Source organism: Litorilituus lipolyticus, assembly GCF_006439335.1.
GTDB classification, from domain to species: domain Bacteria; phylum Pseudomonadota; class Gammaproteobacteria; order Enterobacterales; family Alteromonadaceae; genus Colwellia; species Colwellia lipolytica.
In genome coordinates this window covers 50,105-68,717 of the sequence record NZ_SAWY01000021.1, presented here as the reverse complement: position 1 = coordinate 68,717, position 18,613 = coordinate 50,105, and the positions used below count along the sequence as shown (strand labels likewise).

At 37.6% G+C, this 18,613-nt stretch carries 9 protein-coding genes and 1 pseudogene; 6 read left to right on the top strand and 4 right to left on the bottom strand.

Annotation, left to right across the window (positions count from 1 at the left end; all coding sequences use genetic code 11):
* Window positions 1-71 precede the first annotated feature (71 nt).
* The 6 genes and pseudogenes from EPA86_RS10930 to EPA86_RS10900 all read left to right on the top strand — a co-directional run bounded on the left by EPA86_RS10930 (window position 72) and on the right by EPA86_RS10900 (window position 11,442).
* Window positions 72-2,960: a TonB-dependent receptor gene (locus EPA86_RS10930; RefSeq protein WP_140603507.1), complete on the top strand. Its 2,889-nt coding sequence runs from the start codon at window positions 72-74 to the stop codon at window positions 2,958-2,960.
* Window positions 2,961-3,034: 74 nt separating this feature from the next.
* Window positions 3,035-4,084, top strand: coding sequence for a PEGA domain-containing protein (locus tag EPA86_RS10925; protein ID WP_140603505.1), 1,050 nt, complete (start codon window positions 3,035-3,037; stop codon window positions 4,082-4,084).
* Between the two features lie 358 nt (window positions 4,085-4,442).
* A complete protein-coding gene (locus EPA86_RS10920) occupies window positions 4,443-8,030 on the top strand; it encodes a M43 family zinc metalloprotease (RefSeq protein WP_140603503.1) in 3,588 nt (1,195 codons plus the stop codon).
* A gap of 94 nt (window positions 8,031-8,124) precedes the next feature.
* A complete protein-coding gene (locus tag EPA86_RS10915) occupies window positions 8,125-8,877 on the top strand; it encodes a DsbC family protein (protein ID WP_140603501.1) in 753 nt (250 codons plus the stop codon).
* Window positions 8,878-9,651: 774 nt separating this feature from the next.
* A pseudogene (locus EPA86_RS18375) lies at window positions 9,652-10,176 on the top strand (DUF4823 domain-containing protein).
* Between the two features lie 561 nt (window positions 10,177-10,737).
* Window positions 10,738-11,442 carry a hypothetical protein gene (locus EPA86_RS10900; protein WP_140603497.1) on the top strand — a complete coding sequence of 235 codons (705 nt, stop codon included), beginning with the start codon at window positions 10,738-10,740 and terminating at the stop codon, window positions 11,440-11,442.
* A 212-nt stretch (window positions 11,443-11,654) separates the two neighbouring features.
* Here the strand turns inward: EPA86_RS10900 and EPA86_RS10895 are convergent, their stop codons facing one another.
* The 4 genes from EPA86_RS10895 to EPA86_RS10880 all read right to left on the bottom strand — a co-directional run bounded on the left by EPA86_RS10895 (window position 11,655) and on the right by EPA86_RS10880 (window position 18,590).
* Entirely contained in the window at window positions 11,655-16,205 is a 4,551-nt protein-coding gene (locus EPA86_RS10895) for a PKD domain-containing protein (protein ID WP_140603494.1), read from the bottom strand.
* 355 nt (window positions 16,206-16,560) lie between these two features.
* Entirely contained in the window at window positions 16,561-17,571 is a 1,011-nt protein-coding gene (locus EPA86_RS10890) for an alpha/beta hydrolase family protein (protein ID WP_140603492.1), read from the bottom strand.
* Window positions 17,572-17,613: 42 nt separating this feature from the next.
* Complete coding sequence (locus EPA86_RS10885) at window positions 17,614-17,970, bottom strand: hypothetical protein (protein ID WP_140603490.1); 357 nt, start codon at window positions 17,968-17,970, stop codon at window positions 17,614-17,616.
* A gap of 95 nt (window positions 17,971-18,065) precedes the next feature.
* Entirely contained in the window at window positions 18,066-18,590 is a 525-nt protein-coding gene (locus EPA86_RS10880; protein WP_140603488.1) for a hypothetical protein, read from the bottom strand.
* Window positions 18,591-18,613 lie beyond the last annotated feature (23 nt).

Here is an 18,613-nt window from a genome sequence, read left to right as displayed (position 1 = left end):
TTATTCGGACCTTTTCACTGATTAAATTTGTCGTGAATAGGAATTTTTTGAAACATTCCAAGGGAAGATAAATGAGTAAATTATATAAAAATAACTCTAATAAAAAGCATTTCTCCTTAACACCAATTGCTTCTGCGCTATGTTTACTTTTAAGTTGTGCCTCAGGTGCAGCTATGGCTGAGCAAGCCACGCAAAAAGAACTTGATGCAAAAAAAGAAAAAGATATCGAAGTTATTGAAGTTACAGGTATTGTTAGTAGTTTAAAAGAAGCACAAAACATTAAAAAGTTTTCAGATAACATTGTAGATGCAATCGTTGCAGAAGACATCGGTAAGTTCCCTGATGATAACGTTGCTGAAGCATTGCAGCGTGTACCAGGGATAAGTGTTACCCGCGTTGATGGTGAAGGGCAACGTGTCACTATTCGTGGTATGTCGGGTAAATACAATATTACTACTTTTAATGGTCGACAATTAGCAACAGATAGTAATACACGTGACTTTAACTATGATGTTATTGCTTCAGAGCTAGTAGGTAAAATAGAAGTACACAAAACACAACAAGCTCGTTTACAAGAAGGTGCTGTTGGTGGTGTGGTCAATATCTATTCACGTAAACCACTTGAACTTGGCAAATCATTAAGTGTTTCTGTTAAAGGTGATTATAACGAGCGTGCTGAATCATTTAACCCGAAAACCTCTATTGTGGTAAGTGATGTTTTTAATGATGGTAACTTTGGTGCATTAGCAACGTTTGTACATAATAAAAGAACTACTCGCTATGATGTTTATGGCTCAACAAACTGGGATGACTATGAATACAGTGAGTTGCATGGTGACGATAGTATTTTAGATGTATTACCTGAAGGTTCTGCAATGGGCGATGTTTTTCGTATGCCTAGCTGGCCGCGTATTACACGAACAGAATCAGATCGTGAGCGTATTGGCGGTACCTTAGCATTACAATGGTTAGTAGGTGATAATTTAGATATCAATTTTGATGCATTATATAGCTCATATAATGTTGAGAATAGCGCTAAAGCAATGACTTTAGTACTACCTAACGTATGGAGTGCTCGTGGTACATATACTGATTTTAATGTAGGTCCTGATGGTTTATTAGATAGTGCCGCTTGGAATGATGCAACATTAGAATTATTAGAAACGGGTGTGCCGCGTTCAAGTGATACTTATCAAATAGGTTTGAATGCAAATTGGATCATTGATGAAGTAACTTTGAACTTTGATGCTGCGGTTTCTGAAGCATCAAATAAAAATGATAACGATGGTCGACTTGTTGTTGTCAGAGCAGGTATTGATGGTGCCGCTATTAACTTTAATAATGGTATGTCAATTCCTGATATGGTTTTATCTCAACAGATTGACGATACTGCTGTCTATGGCGCACATCACTCAAGAAGATTTGGTGATAGCACTGATAACAGTACATCTAGATTTGTTGTAGATGGCACATGGGAGCCATCTGATGGCATTTTAACTGCCTTATATTTTGGTGCAGGTTACAATTCTCAAGAGAAAGATCGTCAATATTTCTGGCCTGAATCTCCAAGTATTTTTGCCCTTGATCATATAGATGATGTTAATCCATCTTTTGACGCTCCAATGGTTGAGATTGGTGGTCAAACTATGTGGCAATTACCAAGTAACGTAATTAACCCAGGTACTAGTGAAAACTTTGGTGATGGAGCAAATGTTCCTAGCTACTGGCCTAGTATTAATATGGATAATTTATTTGGTTACTTCGAACAGCTTGATCCAGCAGCACATCAAAAGTTATTACCACAATTAAATGGTTCGCGTGGCAACACCTATGGTGTAAAAGAAGAAACTTTACATGCTTACGTCGAAGCTAAATTTGAAGATGAATTATTTGGTCTTCCTTACATGTTAGATGTGGGTGTTCGCTATGTACAAACAGATATTGAATCGTATGGTTACTCTAGAGATCCTGCCAACTTAGAATTTAATTCAGACGGCACTCTTGCTAATGATAACTGGAAAGATCGTAGCTTTGTAACGTTCGGTGGCGATTATAGTGAAGTGCTACCTAGCATGAACTTCAAAATTAATTTAACTGATGAGTTAGTGCTTCGTTTAGCGGCTTCTAAAGCGATTTCTCGACCATTTCTTACTCAGTTAACGCCTAATACAAGCTTAAGCCCTGAACTTGATGAAGGTGGAGATGGTAAAGTAACTCGCTCTATGTTTGAGAATGATCCGGGACTTTCACCATATTCAGCGGATCAATTTGATACGGCAATTGAGTGGTATTATAGCGATACTGGTAATTTAGCCTTTGCAACTTTCTATAAAGAGTTTGTTGGTCAAATTAAAAATGATACAACCACTGAAATGGTTGCAGGTCAGGAGTTTGAAGTAACCAGACCATACAACGACACAGCAAACCCAGCTATTATGCGTGGTTATGAATTAGCTTGGTATCAAACCTTTGATGAATTCTTGCCTGCAAGTTTAGAAGGTTTCGGTGTTTCAGCTAACTATACTTACAATAACTCAGAGTCAGGTGAAACAAACAGTGAAGGAGAAAAAATACCTTTCTTCGGTTTGTCTGATCACCAAGTCAACGTTGTAGCATTTTATGAAATTGATGGTTTTAGCGCGAATATCGCTTATAACTATCGTTCAGAATACACTGCACGTAAAGTATGGCATTGGACGTATGAAACATTTGGCAGCGTAGGAACTGAAACCGCAATAGCCCCGAGCTGGGAGAACTTAAGCGTAGGTATTTCATATGACTTCTCAGAAAACTTACAGTTTACTGCTGATGCATATAATCTACTTGATCCTGAAGAGCATTTAACTGTTGATGCGTTAAAAACAGAACTATTAGCTGCTGGTGCAAGCACAGGTCAATATACCACTGGCACAGCAAGTTATGGTCGTAGCTTCTCTGTAGGAATGCGATATAAGTTTTAATATAAACTGATTAGCCCCGAAGCAATTAATTTTGCTTCGGGGATTTTTTTGTTTGAAATTTAGAGGAAAGGATTGTGATAAGCCATAATCGAAAGTTAATACTGACGAGTTTAATGTTGCTAGGTATATCTGCCTGCTCAAGCATTGTTGAGTCTGAACAAGCACCTATGAGTGGTAATGTTTTAGTAACAAGTGAAGAAATAGGCAGTATATATATTGATGGTGAGTATACTGGGCAAAAAACGCCACATAGTTTCACCATGGAAGCAGGTGAATACAGTATCTCGGTAGGAACTGAAAACAGCCGTCAATATTTAAAGAAACAACTAACCCTTACTGATGCTCCACAAAACGTGCATTTAACAGCACAAGATAAAGTTGCTCCTGCTGTTTGGAAAGCGCTATTTGTTGGTGTGCCAACCGTTACAGGAAAGTCGAGCACAGGGGAATGTAGCACACACTTTAATGAAAATGATCTTGATGAAGCTTTTAGCTTTTTTAATCATAATTTAACAGAGCACATTGAGCCTTTCTCATATAACACCGTTAAATGGCAAATTGACCGTCAAGATTTAACCACACCTGTTGAATTAACTTACAACCCTAAAAACAAGTGGTATACGGTAGAAGCAGAGCAAGGGCTAGCAGAGTTAAGCGCTTTAAAGGCAGGTCAATACGATACGGTATTTCTTTTCTGGCGTGAAGAGCAGGGTGATTGTAGCTTTAAAAGCCCTTATTTTGGTTTAGCATGGCTTGACCCAACAGATAAAGAAACCAAGCAAACAGGGTATGTTACGGTGAAATTCAATCCTAAAGATATTGGCGTGAAAGCAAGAATTGATGAGTATTTAGCAACAGATCCAGGCGTTTGGACTCATGAATGGCTACATGTGGTAATTGAACAGTTTTACCCTAACTTAGGTGTACAAACACCGCTAACGCCCAAAGATAAGTTAATTCTACATTCTGCTCAAGCTTATGGTTATAACTACCCTTGGATTAAATGGTATAAAGACTTAATTTCTGGTCAAGTACCACTTGGACAAAAGTATGTTGGCATAGGTCCTGAGGCATTGCTTAGTTGCAGTGTTGCTAGAACAGCGTTGGACACTTGTAAAAAGTAAACCCAAAGGTTAGCTAATGGAATATGATAATTGCTGACATTCGCTGATGAATTCTTGTTGAAACTTAGCTTTTTCAACGAAGAATGACTTGGTTTTTATTTGACTCCCTTCTATAACAAACTGATTTGAATGGCCGTTAAAGTCATTGTAAATCAGTTTGTTACAAAATATCTCTCCTGTTTTTATTCATTGTTTAACTATATGTTAGCTTAGGTTAATTATCCGTAATAGGTTGTTATTTTACCGGATTGAATATGGCTTCTATCGCGAATAGTATCGAAAGGTGGTGAAATTTTAAACCGCAAGATCGTCAGTCACTTTTACAGTGATACAATAATAAAAATAGAAGGTAGTCATTTTGAAGAACATAATAACAACAGCTACTCGGCTCAGTGTTTTAGCGCTAAGCATTGGTAGTTTCTCTACTTATAGTAAAGAAATACCTCATTTAACATCATTAAATCATCAACATACTGATGGAGTGGCTTGTTCATTTGAACAAGACATGAAAGATTTTTCTGATTTAATGACCAAAAAAGGTCAAGAAGATCCAGTTGTTAAATTTGAACAATCAATCCAACAATCAATTGCGCAAAATTCAACGGGCTTATCAAGACTATTGCGTACAGCACAAGTAGAAACATCAAGCAATGGTAACCCGCGTTATGTCATTCCTATTGTATTCCATGTTTATGGTGGAGATGATGATTACTTTGGCACAGCATCTGATGGTACAACCATTGAGCGTATAATCGATGAAGCCAAAGTTAAAGCTGGTTTAGCCGAAGTTAATGCTAATTTTAATAGTGACAAATCAGGCATAGACTCACCATTTGATGCTATAGAAGCGGGCATGGATATTGAGTTTCGTTTGGCACAAATTGATCCTGATGGAAACACCACTAATGGGGTGATTTTTCACCAATATGAAGAAGGCTTTGCCTTAAATGGCAGTAAAGATGCCGACATTCAAAAATATGCTTGGGATAATAGCCAGTATATGAATGTATACATACAAGTGGTGCTTAAAGCAGGAAGTACAACCAATTCAGGTACGGCTTGGTTACCAAGCCAAGGAATGACTGATGAAAATACCGCGCGTATTGTTTATAACGGTAAATATTTAGAGTATTCACCACCAGCCTCTTCATTAACTCATGAAGTAGGCCATTACCTTGGTTTATATCACACCTTTGATAATGGTGGCTGTACTGCAGGTGATGGTGATTTTGTTGATGATACACCAGCAACGTCAGGTGGCTTAGGCTGTGGAGAGCAATATAACTGTTTTGGTGAGCTAGTAAATAGCCAAAACCATATGGATTACAATTCGTGTGAAGCCATGTTTACTGCAGGTCAGACTGCGCGCATGGATGCGGCACTGGCAGAGTCATCACGCATGACTTTATGGCAACAAGACAATTTAGTGCAAACTGGTGTTGCCCAACCGCTAGGGCCAAGGGTGCTGTTTAATTACAGTACACGAGAAGATGAAGATTTAGACAAGCTTAAGTATTTCCTTGAGAGTCCGCATTTAAACGATGGTAGCATTATAAATAAACGTACTATTAAAGCCGTTGATGGCGCTACGTTTAGCAAAACAGGTCAATTAACTAAAGGATTAGATTATAACGTTGCAAACTTACCGCAAGGCTTGTCTTTGTCGGTTGATGTGATTGATGCCACTACTGCAACGATTAATGTAACAGGTAATGCCTCAGCGCATGATAAAGCAGATAACGCAACATTCTCATTAACCTTGCTTGATGGCGCTGTTACGGGTAGTGCAAGTGCACTGTATGCAACGAGTGGTTCGTTCGATATTAACTTCTCTGATGATTATCAGGTGATTTACGGCAATTTAACTAAGCAAACCTACACGGCTTGGTCGTCTGTTAACATGCTACCAACCAAAATTGGCTACTCATCATTATTAGTGGGCGGTGATGTTGCCATTGATATGTTGAACTTTGATGGTGATAGCGTTGCATTTAACAACTTCATTAATAAGATTGAAATGCTAACAACTGCAGGTAGCCATAATGTACAACGCTTTACTGAGGGCGATGTTATATCTGCATCAAGCTCTGGTGATTGGTTTGTTCGACCAGACATAAACCAATATCCACCTGTTATTACTTCACCTGACTATACAGCATGGCACGGTAAAGTAGGCTTTGCAGCTATTAGGATCCCTACCGCTTTTAGCGAAGGTTTCTTATATGGTTGGTTGAAGTTAAGAGTCAGTGAAGATGGCGCGACCGTAAATGTTCTAAGTTACGGTATTAATGAAAATGCCAACGAAGAAATTAGTGCTGCCATTGATAAACCGGTACTTGAGTTCTTTGGTGATAGATTCCATGAAAGTAGTGACAATGATGGCTCTATTGAGTCAGCCTTAACAGTTCAACTTGAAAATGCGAGCTTTGCAAATACTGGCAGTTTGGCTCAAGGCACAGACTTTACTGTAAGTAACTTGCCTTCAGGTCATAGTGTTAATGTTGATGTTATAAGTGCCTCACAAGCCACAATTACTCTCAATGGTAACGCATCAAGGCATACATGGCGCGATTCAAGCTATAGTGAGTTTTCTATTTCATTTTTAGATAGCGCCTTTAGTACAGTTGATGTTACTGGCAAAACTAAGCTGTTTGCTATTGAGTACATTGGCGATAGTTTTATTCAAACAGTTGATCGCTATCAAGAAGCGAGTGTTGCTGATGAAACGAGTGGTCATGTGTCATTTTTACAATCTTACGAAAGTATTGATAACCAGTTAACTTATCAGATGCAAAATTATGAACCAGGTGATGGCCCACTTGCGGGCTTTAAGTTTATTACTTGGCGTAAAGATGCTTTAGCGAATGGAAATTACGAAGTTATCAAGTTATCTCAAGGTGATAACATTGGACCAAATAGTCCGTGGCAGCCGGGTCGTGAATATTGGAGCGATAAAGGTCAGCATATGCTTGATGGTTTAAGCTATGGTGAATCTAATTTCACTGATTGGCGTGGTGAAACTGGTTTTATTGGTGTGCGCTTTAGACGAAGTGGGAAAATGCACTATGGTTGGATAAAACTGTCAGTAAGTAGCGATGGTGAAACAGTCACCTTTATTGAATATGGTTTAAGCGGCAAACCTGATACGGGCATTAAAGCAGGAACTATTGAAGAAGCTGATGATATTACGGCTGTTGCCGGTGTTGGTGAAGAAGTTTTAATTAATACCAATAGCGTGGTATCGGGCGAGCGATACTCTGAAACTGATTACTTTGTTAATGTACCGGTAGATTCGACTAATTTAGTTGTGACATTGACGGGTGGCAGTGGTGATGTAGATTTATACGTTAATGAAGCAACGCGTATTGATAAAGCCAACAGAAGTAACTGGACTTGTGTTCCTTATAAGTCAGGTAACGAAGAAAGCTGTGTAATTGATACGCCTAGTGCAGGTATTTATCAAATAATGTTGTATGGCTTCGCTTCATACAATGATGTTAACTTTTCAGTAAGTGTTGATAACAGTGGCAGTACTGGCGGTGGTGATAATGGTGGTGGCACTACGCCAACCTCAACGGTTGAAGATGTTTGTTTAACTCAAGCCCCCGTTGCTAATCGCTCTGATTTATACCCTAATGAGGCAATATGTCTGGAAGACGGCAATAGTGCTTTAGGCTTTTATTTAGGTAACTCAAAAGACTACGGCAATATTGGTATTAGAACAGATAATGGTACAGGAGACCTGAGTTTATTTGCTAAAAATGGCGGCTGGCCAGCAACCGATGGCAGTGATGCTAGCTCTGAAAATGCAGCCAACCAAGAATGTTTAGTGATAACTAAAGCCATTGGCGAAGGCAATACTTGGACCTATATCAGTGTATTGGGTGATAAAACTGGTGCGGCGCTTAACATTGAAGTTGATGTGGCGAGTGATTACTGTAATTAGCCGTAAAATTACTTTGTAAAGCTATATCTAATTAAATTATTGATAACCCTGCAGATGCAGGGTTATTTTTATATAGAAATAAGGGAAGGTATTAATGAAGCAACTCATTGCAAATGTCAGCCTAATTACCATGATCCGTTTGTTTGGTTTAACATTTATTGGCATTGCCAATGCCAAAGCCAATGAAATAGAAACCTTAAAAAGTAACTTGTTAGCGCATGCACCAAAGCTAGTTATTGAATCTATTCACAAATCACCTGTTAATGCGCTGTATGAAGTTCAGTTAGCGACAGGTGAGACGATTTACGCTTTTGCCAATGGACAGTATTTTCTGGCAGGAAATTTATTTAAAGCAGAAAAAGGTGGCAGTTATCTTAATGTAACTAAAGCAAATAAAACGCAAAGACGACAAAGTATTATTGAAAATTTATCTACAAATACTGCCATTAGTTACCCAGCCATGGGAACAGAAAAAGCGCAGATCAGTGTTTTTACTGATGTCGATTGTAGTTTTTGCAGACGATTTCATGGTGAAGTTACAGTGTTGAATGAGCTTGGCATTACTGTTAATTATTATGCTTATCCGCGAATGGGGCTTAATTCAGCAACCTATAAAACTATGAATGCCATATGGTGCGCTAATGATAAGCAAAGTGCGTTAACTCAAGCCAAATTAAATAAAGAAATCGATGCTAATACTTGTAATGGTTCAATTGACTCTCATTACAAATTAGCAAAATCAATAGGGGTGCGTGTTACCCCGTCTATAGTGCTAGCTAATGGTGAGCTAGTAGAAGGATATCAGCAAGCAAAAATATTAGCTGGCAAAGTGTTTTCGATTCAGTAGTTCATTTTAACTTAATCGCTATAAAAAACTCATAATGAGTTACTTTCTTTAGTCACTTTAATGCCTCATACAGATAGGATTATTCATAAACTGCGTAGCTGTTAAAATTTTGGAAAACAGATTCTATTTGCATATTACTGAGCGTGCTCAGTAAAATCAAAAGAGAAACGACTAGCAATAAAATTACCTTTCTAATTTGTTGAAATTATGGAATATTAGCTGTTAATTATTTTAAATCATGGAACGGATATTACAGAGAAGTCTTTGTAATAAGCTGTTAGGTGTTTATGAGTGCAATAACTAGAGTATGGATCACTATTGAAATAATCATCTATTCTGTTCTTCTTGTTAATGGCATATTAGGCGCAGCATTAGTTGTATTAATCCAGGCTCCTTTAGAGATTCTTTTTTTTCCATTATTTTTTATTGTTAGCTGTTGTTTGTCTGCTATAGGTGTGTGGAAAATGTCTCAGCTTATATTTCACGGTAAAGCAATCGAAAGACCTACACTTATAGCTTCATTTGTTCTATTTTGGTTTTTCATCTGGATACCGCTAGGGATAAAAGTCTCTAGTAGCGTCAGTGATGCCATATTATATATACTCCCTGTACTGATAGTTATGCATATTGCGTACTTAGTGTGGAGAGATATCAAATCAAAACCTATCAAGTAACTAAAGCGGTAAATAAAGCTTAGCTTTGTCACTACATATTAAAGTATAGTTAAGCTAATTATTTATCCCTCAGTGGGTGTTATGCGACAAGGAGCATTAAATGAAGTCGGTATTATTCATAATTATTTTGTCAGTGTTTGTTATTGGTTGTGTTGATACAAGCAAAATAAAATATGATCCTTTATATTCAAATTTTGCTTTATCCAACAGTTCATCTATTTATATTTCTTTACCAAAAGATGGTCAGTATGGAGAAAAGTATTATTCAGGCTCTGGCCAGGCAGTTGCAAATATTTTGCGTTCATCACTTTTACAGTTTGTTATACAGGCAGACATAGCCCCAAGCTTATCTAATTATAAAAATTCGCTCAACGAAGCAAAAGAGCAAGACTATGATTATTTATTTTATCCAAGTATTTTACACTGGTAAGATCGCGCTACTGAATGGTCAGGTATCGCTGATAAAGCAGATATTAAAATTGTTGTTGTAGATGTTAAAACTTTAGAAGTAAAATCATCGGTCATAATTAAAGGCTCTAGCGGCTTAGCTACTTTTGGTGGAGATCATCCGCAAGACTTGTTGCCTAAACCAACTTCTGATTATATTAAGACTTTATTCAGATAGTAGTATAACAAGCTGTTAAACAAGGAAAAAATAAAGTTTTTTCCTTCGTCACTTATTTTAATCAACTATTTTTAGCCTCTTAACGAGGCGTTTGCTTTCTATGAAACGACATCACCTTATAATTACAGTGGGTTACTTCTTTGCAGCTGCAATAGTTTCGCTCGCTTCTACTTTTGTTTTTAATTTTCAGATTCAGGACAGTTATTTACAAGCATTTCCTATTGTACTGCTTTTGCTGCTTTTTATTTCACCAATAGCTCTTTTTACGCACGTATTAACATTATTGTGGCTACCATTTGGCTTCAGTTCGTTAGTTTTGACCGCTATATTGGTCACTACATCTATATCTGCTATGGTGGCGTACACTTTTGGTTATTCAAAGTCACTTACGTTAGTTTGTATTATGTCTTTAGTCGGTTTCTTGGCAGGAAGTGTAATGTATGTATTTACACGGATACATAAATAAAGCTAGCAAGAATTTAAAGCGGGGCTGCTAACAGTTTGCTTGGTTTCACTACGCTACACATTTTTAGTATCTTAAGAGGCGTTAGGCATACATCAATGAGCTGGAGTGTTATGAAAGTCATATTTAGTGTTTTAATTTGCTTTTATTTAATAGGTTGCTCTTCATCGAAGGTTCATTTGTATAGCCGGTATTTATCTGATTCTGAAATAAAAAAAGTTAGCGAAGAGATAGAAGAATTAGGCTTTGATGTTGTAACAAACACTTTATCTTTTCCTGAAAAAATTAATCAATCAACGTTGGTTTACTCTCCATTTTTAAATGATGGCAAGAATCTAGATAGTTTGGTGAATTTACTTTCTAAATTGGATTGGCCTATTTCAAATATAGAACTCCTTGTAAATGGGAATCATTGGTTTAAAAATGATAGCATTGGTTTGTTCCTTCTACATGAAGGGATCAAACGAAACGATACAACCCCCGCTCAAGATCTGGTTAATGAGTATGAAGTACGCGGTTGTGATATTCCCGTTAAAATGAAATTGTATCGAGACAATACTTATCAATTGTTCTTTGCTAACAAACCTAGTGATAGAACTGATTATTTAGAAGGTATTTGGAAATTAAGAAGTTACCCGTATTTAGAATTAACCTCTTTCAATGAACGATGGTGGTTTTACTTTGAGATTGAACAAAAAACTGAAATTGATAAAGTAAGTGAGATTGAAATAATCGAACTTAAACCTCTTGATAAATATTCTTTCATTCCAAATTGTAGTTTTATTTATGGGCAACGGAGCTAAGTATATTAATTCGGCATGCCTAACAAGTCACACAAAAGAACAAATATCAGCTTCTTTGATCTCTCGAAATTTTATCAATAATTATTTAGCCTATAGTGGCCGTTAGGTTCTGAATATGAAGTGTGGCTACACATTAAAAAAGCCAGTTTACTAAATAAACTGGCTTAAAGGTTTTGCTATTTAATTATTATTTCAAGCTTAAATATAAAAGCTTATGGGTTATAGCTACCCACTAAGTTAACCGCGTTAAAATCAGAGTAACCTAACAGCATAATGTGGTAAGTTCCTGCTTGTACGTTGTTAATGTTACAGGTTTCATTACTGCCTACTTTCCATGGGCGACAGTCATAGTCTGCTTGTGATGCTTCACTGCCAAACTTAACGTGCATATCAACATCACCTGAACCACCACTTGTGCTGATGCTCAAGTTAGTCGCACCAGCAGGCACGGTGAAGGTGTAGTGAGTTTCACCATTTGCTTGGCCAGACACCAACTTAACAACACCATTTTGCAGCTCTTTAGAGTCTAGAATTGTTGCTGTGCTTGATGTTGAAGCGGTAGCGCCGTTATTATCAGTTACCGTTAATACCACTGTAAAAGATCCTGCGCCTGCGTAGCTATGGTTAGGGTTTTGGGCAGTACTGGTATTTCCGTCACCAAAATCCCATAAGTAACTTACAATAGAGCCGTCAGTGTCAGATGCGCTGCTTATCATTGCAATGGTTTCTGAAGTATTCGCTGTGTAAGGGCCATTGATTGTAGCTACAGGAGCAACATTAGCGGCACCTTCAGTATATGAGCCGGTAATATTTACATCAGTAAAATCACTGTAACCGCGTAGCATGACATAGTAAGTGCCTTCTTCTATATTACTAATATCACATGATTCAACGTTACCACCTTTCCATGGGCGACAATCATAATCACTGGCTGTAGGCTCTGCACCGAACTTAACGTATAAGTCAGCATCACCTGTACCACCTGATGTGTTAAAGATTAATGATTCAACAGAAGCAGGTACATCCATGGTGAAATGAACTTCTTCATTTTTAGCACCCGATGCTACTTTACTCACACCATTTTGTAAGGCATTTTCTGCTGGCACATCATCAATAGATGTTGGACGACATGAAGCTACGTCATAATCAACGGCAATGGTTGCACCTGCAGGTGTACCTGTTAGTTGAATATAACCCCAACTCGTTGCATCGTCTGGAATAGTGTAGAAAATACACTGTTGTCCATCTTGTTCTGTTGAAACGGCCGTGTATTCACCCGTGTTAATTTTAGGCCAGCTACCCGCACCAAAGTAAATTAACGAATCTTCAGGTGCATTAATCATTGAAATAGCAACAGTCTTGTATTGATTCACTTGTGGAATAGTAAGGCTATCTTCAGTGCCTATACATGTTTCAACTGATGGTACTAAATCACGTTCATTTGTTGCTGGAACAGTACTACAAATATCTGTTAATGGCGTATGAGCAATATTTACTTGCGTTGAACTTGTTGCTGTCATGCCGTCATTATCAGTTAATGTTAAAGTGACGTCATATATACCTGGTTGCGCATATTGATGTATTGGTGCAGACCAATCACTGGTATTGCCGTCACCAAAATTCCACGCGTAAGTAACAATTTGACCATATTGATCGCTTGAACCTTCGCTACTGAATCTAACATCAGTATTTACTTGTACGTTGTTATCAAGCGCTGTTGCTGCAGCAATGGGGGCCTGAGGTGGTGGCGCAATAGTGCTGCAGTTGTCGTAAGAACAAATATCACTCATTAAAGCAACATCTGATGAATCAACTACACCATCGTTGTTTAAATCAAAACTTGCGTCAATGGTATCGCCATTAGCAATAGCAGTTTGTAATGCACTAATATCATCACTGTCTACGTCGCCGTCACCGTCCATATCGCCAACAGGTGTAATGGTTACTTGTACTCGATTGTAATGCGTTGCACCTTCATTATCGGTTACTTTTAACGTAACAAAATAAATACCCGCATTAGCATAAGTACGAGTCGTTACTTGACCTGCTTGTGTTTCACCATGTCCAAAGTCCCAAAGGTACTCAGAAATAGTGCCGTCAGCATCACTAGATTGTGAACCATCAAATGTAACTGCATGGCCAGAAAGACCAGTATAATTTCCACCAGCATTTGCTACGGGTAATTTATTCGGTGCTGAGTGATCGGCGTCATCACGAATATCATAGTAGGCTCTAAATCTTAGTGAATCATAGTCTTTGTAAGGGTCTATCATGACATTAAATACACCACCACTGGTAAACTGACATAACTCAGTTGCACCAGGAGCATTCCAAGGACGACAATCGTACTGTTCAGTAGACACGTCTTGGTTTTGACTTACATGAATATCTGGATCCCCATTGTAACGGCTCACTAATTCAAATGTTACTAAAGAAGCTGCATCTGGTGCTTCAAAGTAGTAAGTTTTTGGTGTATCGCCAGCAATAGATGTTAAATCAATTTCATCGTTAAGGTAGAAACGCGTACAGTCATCACAAAGTTCAGCATCTCTTGGTGAGTTCAATGTTACAACCGCTTTTGTTGTTGCAGTAGTTGATTCACCAGAGCTATCTGTAACTGTTAACGTGACGTCATATTCTCCTTCGTTAGCGTAGGTATGATTAGCATTAGGACTGGTGCTCTCATTACCATCACCAAAGTTCCATAAATAGCTAACTATCTCACCATCAGGATCGTTTGAACCGTCACTGTTAAATTGGATAGCATGACCTACCGCTTCCTCATATAGTGTACCGTTCGTATTAGCAAAGGGTAATTGGTTACCTGTATTTGCTGTTTCATAGTAAACATGTAAAGTTGCAGACGTGTAGGTTTGGAAAGGGTCAATCATTACATTGAACGTACCACCACCATCAAACTCACAATATTCAGAAATGAGCTTCCAGCTATATGGACGACAATCATAAGTTTCTAATGAAACTTCTTTATTGCGACTAACATGTAGGTCTAAATCACCATTTTTATTGATTGAACCGTCAGCCATTTTAGGGCCTTGGTAATTACCCGGTACTACAACGACTACACGAGTAGCATCATCAGGCACAGTAAATTGGTAAGTATGCGTTTTACCTAAGCGGTTTTCCCACATAGGATCGGTTTTATTCGCCCATAAATCTTCAATTTTGAATAGGGTATAGCGACGTTCACCTTCAGCTAAATATGGATCTTTACCTTGAATAACACGTAATCTTGCATCGTTAAATTCAGTGAATGCATGGATTGAAGCGTAATAAGGTGCAGTTGTATCTGGGATATCAAGCGAAACTGATTCTGTAGTACCTGGTGAATTGAATGAAATGAAATCTGCAATCCAAGAGTCAGAGCCTGCTTCAGGTGGAGTAGGAGTTACTCCGCTTGATACATACATATCTGGATCTTCAGTAAATCCATCTAAATAGAATAAAACATTCGTTGCATCAAGGGGTAAATTCACTTCAAACGTTTCAATGGCATCTAGTGGTGCTGAGATGTTTTCTTGAGTAAGCAACACTTCACCTTCTGGCTCAAGATCGATGCCTGAAACACCATCCCAGTGATGAACAACACTACTAACATATTGCGCTAAACCCGTAGCAACTAAGTTTTCGTTAGACCATAAAGTAGAACGCGCAGGGCCGTGAAGCGCTGCGGTCATACGATCAACTTGGTCTTTAGTGAACATAGCGTAGTTGTCAGTGTAATGCATGAAGTTTTCAGTGTTTGTCGGTTGACCTAAACAGTTCATGGCATTGTTTTGCATTTGCGACGGCATTGACATTTGTGGGGTGTCACAGGTTCTATCGCCCGTTGTCGAACAAAATGCTTCATTGGTAATTGAACACACTTTATTTTCAAAAGTATGAATTAAGTTTAACCAATGACCGAACTCATGGGTTAATACTGAACGGAAGTTCTCGTTAGTATTTAAGCCAACATAATTTGGGTTATATACAACACGAGAAGTGCCAGCTTCACTCATAGAAACGTCTGGGTACCATGCAACACCTGAATAGTTGCCTTTGCCATCAGCGTGTAAGTCATTTTGTAAATACACGTTCATGTATTTAAAGTTATCCCATGAATCAGCTGCAATATCACCCTGTATTGAAGCATCACCGTTACCGTATCCGGCTTTGTCTTGGTCGTAACGAACAATACCGTTAGTTGGGTTTCCATCAGGATCTTTTTTTGCTAACACAAACTCAATATTTAAGTTTTTGCGAATGGCGGCAAAAATAGGGTTGATTTCAGGTGTATCAACCGATAGTCCTTGAAAGTCATCATTTAACTTTCGTAATGCGTCTTCAATTTTTGTGTCTGTTAAACATTTTTGAGTATCGTCTGTACAGTTATAGGCATCGCCATAAACATGCATAACAACAGGAATGTAATAACGACCATCAACAGCCTCACTATTCTCAAAGCTATAGCTTGATATCTCATTTGATTGGCTTAGTTGACGAAGGTTATTTTGGTGCTTCTTAGCTTTTATTTGTTTTACAAATTCCTTTTGTAATGTCTTCCAATCTTGGCCATTGTGGTCTGTGCCACAGTTATGCTCATCATGACCTTTTTTATCACTTTCTGCTTGGTTCTCAATAAGAAATTTATTGTTCTTAAGAGTATTAACTGCTTTTGGGCCCACAGCTTGGGCAGTAAAAGAGCTAGCAAAGAGCGTAAACAAACATAAGCGTACTACTTTTGCTTTTGTTTTCGCTTTCATAGGTTTTTCCTTATTATTATTTTCTAATAATTATTATTTTTTAATCATGCTATTAAGAGAAATAGCACGAACAAAATTTAACCTTTCGCTCATGATTTAGCGTGTTGTTTTGCGTAGAAGCGTTCTTGAATTGAGTGATCGATAGCAAAGCTTTGAAGAGTTATCTAGCAAACGAGAGGTGAATTGATGGAAGAAAACAAATGAAGTGAGTAATAATTTTAGTGCACTTTAATTGGTTATATCGCAGATATTAGTTGTCGTTTTGGTTTAACTGAAAGTATAAGAAATTTAATCTGAAGGCTGAAAAATAAAGCGAGTTGATGAAAACTCGCCTCATTCTTAAGTCATTGTTTTTTTATAAATTAGTTTTAAACCAAGTCACTAATTCTTTATTTGCACTTTCACGGTTTTTTCTTAAGCCATGATCATCATCAGGATATATCACCAGTTTATGCGGGATTTTGTGCTCTGTTAATGCTGCCGCTAAATGGATTGAGTGTTTAACAGAAACACGTTTATCATTTTCGCCATGAAGCAGTAGTATTGGGATGTTCGGTGATAATTCATCAACCCAACTTAATACCGATCGCTTCTCTAATTCTGAAATTTTATTCTTTTCATAGTCAGGAATCCGTTTTTTATAAACATTCTCCATTTTAGGGCGATATTCTAAGCCTTTTAATAAATCAGAATTACCTGCAATGGTAGCTATGGCTTTAATCCCCGTGACTTTTTTCATGGCCAAATGTGTTTGCATACCACCTCGACTAGCACCATACATACCAATGCGTTGAGTATCAGCCCCTTCAATATCTGCAACATAATCTAAAAGAGCTGTAACATCATGGACATCATCGCCACCAAATTCATCAGAGTTAACTGCCATTTTATTAAAAGTGCCACGATACTGACTACCAACAATAATGAAACCTTCGTTGGCAATTGGAAATAAATTATGCATCATTGAACCGAAAACAACGCCGCCATAATTACCATTACCACCACGGTTGTAAATCAATATAGGGAGTTTTTCTGTTGATGTTTTAGGCTTAATGACAAAACCTTCAACAGCATTACCGTCAACAAAGTATTTAAATGTCGAGCAAGAGAGGTTGTTCTTGTAATAATTAAATTTTTCTTCACCAAAGCTAGAATCAAACCATGATAATTTCTTTAAGCGTTTCTCCTCTGATTTAATTCTCTTTTTATATTTATTCTCTAAAAAGCCACGCCAAGAATCATAGTTTTCAAATATTGAAGTAAAGCAATTGTTTTGCTCTTCAATCTTGTCATTTTTAATTATATTGGATGTATGGCCTGTAAAGGGTGAGAGAGCAATAGCGGTTATTAAAAGGTATTTTTTCACATGGACTCCGTGTTTATGTGATTTATTTAAAGATAAATAGAGCTATTTATTGGCGTGTTTTTTATGCCATATCATGCATAGTAATAATGTTATGAAGCCACTTGCATAAGTTAAATACAAAGGCATGAGTGTCGGGTGATCTTCTGGGTAGGGTGAAGTACTAGATAAAACCCAAGCCGCTATTGCACCTATAATTAACCATGTTGCCGAAGCTAATTGTTTATAGCTAGGCGCAGTGACATAACCTGCAATAACAACACAAGAAGCTGCGACAGAACCTATTACGGGCTTCTTCCAAACCCCAATAAAATCAGCTAGGTAGCCCGCAGCTACCGCAGAAATCACAAATGTAATAATGACGATAATAATCGAAATTATAAAACCTTTGATTTGACTCATACTTATTCCTATTGAAAAGATTACATACGGCAGGTTAACAAAAATTGCCAAAATTACGAGTAGTTAGCTATTTTATTTTGCTGTTTAAGCCTCTGTTAATTTAAAACCTGAGTGAAATAATCATCAAGAGAGATTGATGAATGTCTTGTTTGAGGTGTTTCTCCATTATTTTCACCAGAATTTTGACCAAAATATAATTTTTCACTAGCTAAATAAATTAACGTGTAATTTGGCGGGAGTTCACGATTATCTGAATTATAAACAAAAGTTTCGTCGAGCCCATTGGCAGCAATACTTTCCTCTGTGATGATTCTACCTGAAACCTTAAAGTTTGAGATATCTAAATAGTCAAAAACCATTGAATCACATTCTAAATCAGTTGGGTGGAAAAACTCTGTTCGATATGTAGATTTTAGGGCAGAGTCAATTTTTAACTTAATTTTGATGTTCCATGGCTCTGTTAACTCATTGTAAGGAAAACATTCTCTTTCCCAAGATGTATTAGCTAACTTGGCAATAAGATCATCATCTGGCGTCCCTGTTGAAGAGTCTCCTCCTGAACCACCGCAAGAAATTAAGCATATTGTAGTAAGCGTTATAGTCATCCATAAATTTTTCATTTGTACTCCATACATTATCCCGT

What these genes read in the sequence shown, in the direction of transcription:
- EPA86_RS10880 (WP_140603488.1), bottom strand. Translation starts at nt 18,590, where the DNA reads ATGAAAAATTTATGGATGACTATAACGCTTACTACAATATGCTTAATT.
- EPA86_RS10915 (WP_140603501.1), top strand. Translation starts at nt 8,125, where the DNA reads ATGAAGCAACTCATTGCAAATGTCAGCCTAATTACCATGATCCGTTTG.
- EPA86_RS10895 (WP_140603494.1), bottom strand. Translation starts at nt 16,205, where the DNA reads ATGAAAGCGAAAACAAAAGCAAAAGTAGTACGCTTATGTTTGTTTACG.
- EPA86_RS10885 (WP_140603490.1), bottom strand. Translation starts at nt 17,970, where the DNA reads ATGAGTCAAATCAAAGGTTTTATAATTTCGATTATTATCGTCATTATT.
- EPA86_RS10930 (WP_140603507.1), top strand. Translation starts at nt 72, where the DNA reads ATGAGTAAATTATATAAAAATAACTCTAATAAAAAGCATTTCTCCTTA.
- EPA86_RS10900 (WP_140603497.1), top strand. Translation starts at nt 10,738, where the DNA reads ATGAGCTGGAGTGTTATGAAAGTCATATTTAGTGTTTTAATTTGCTTT.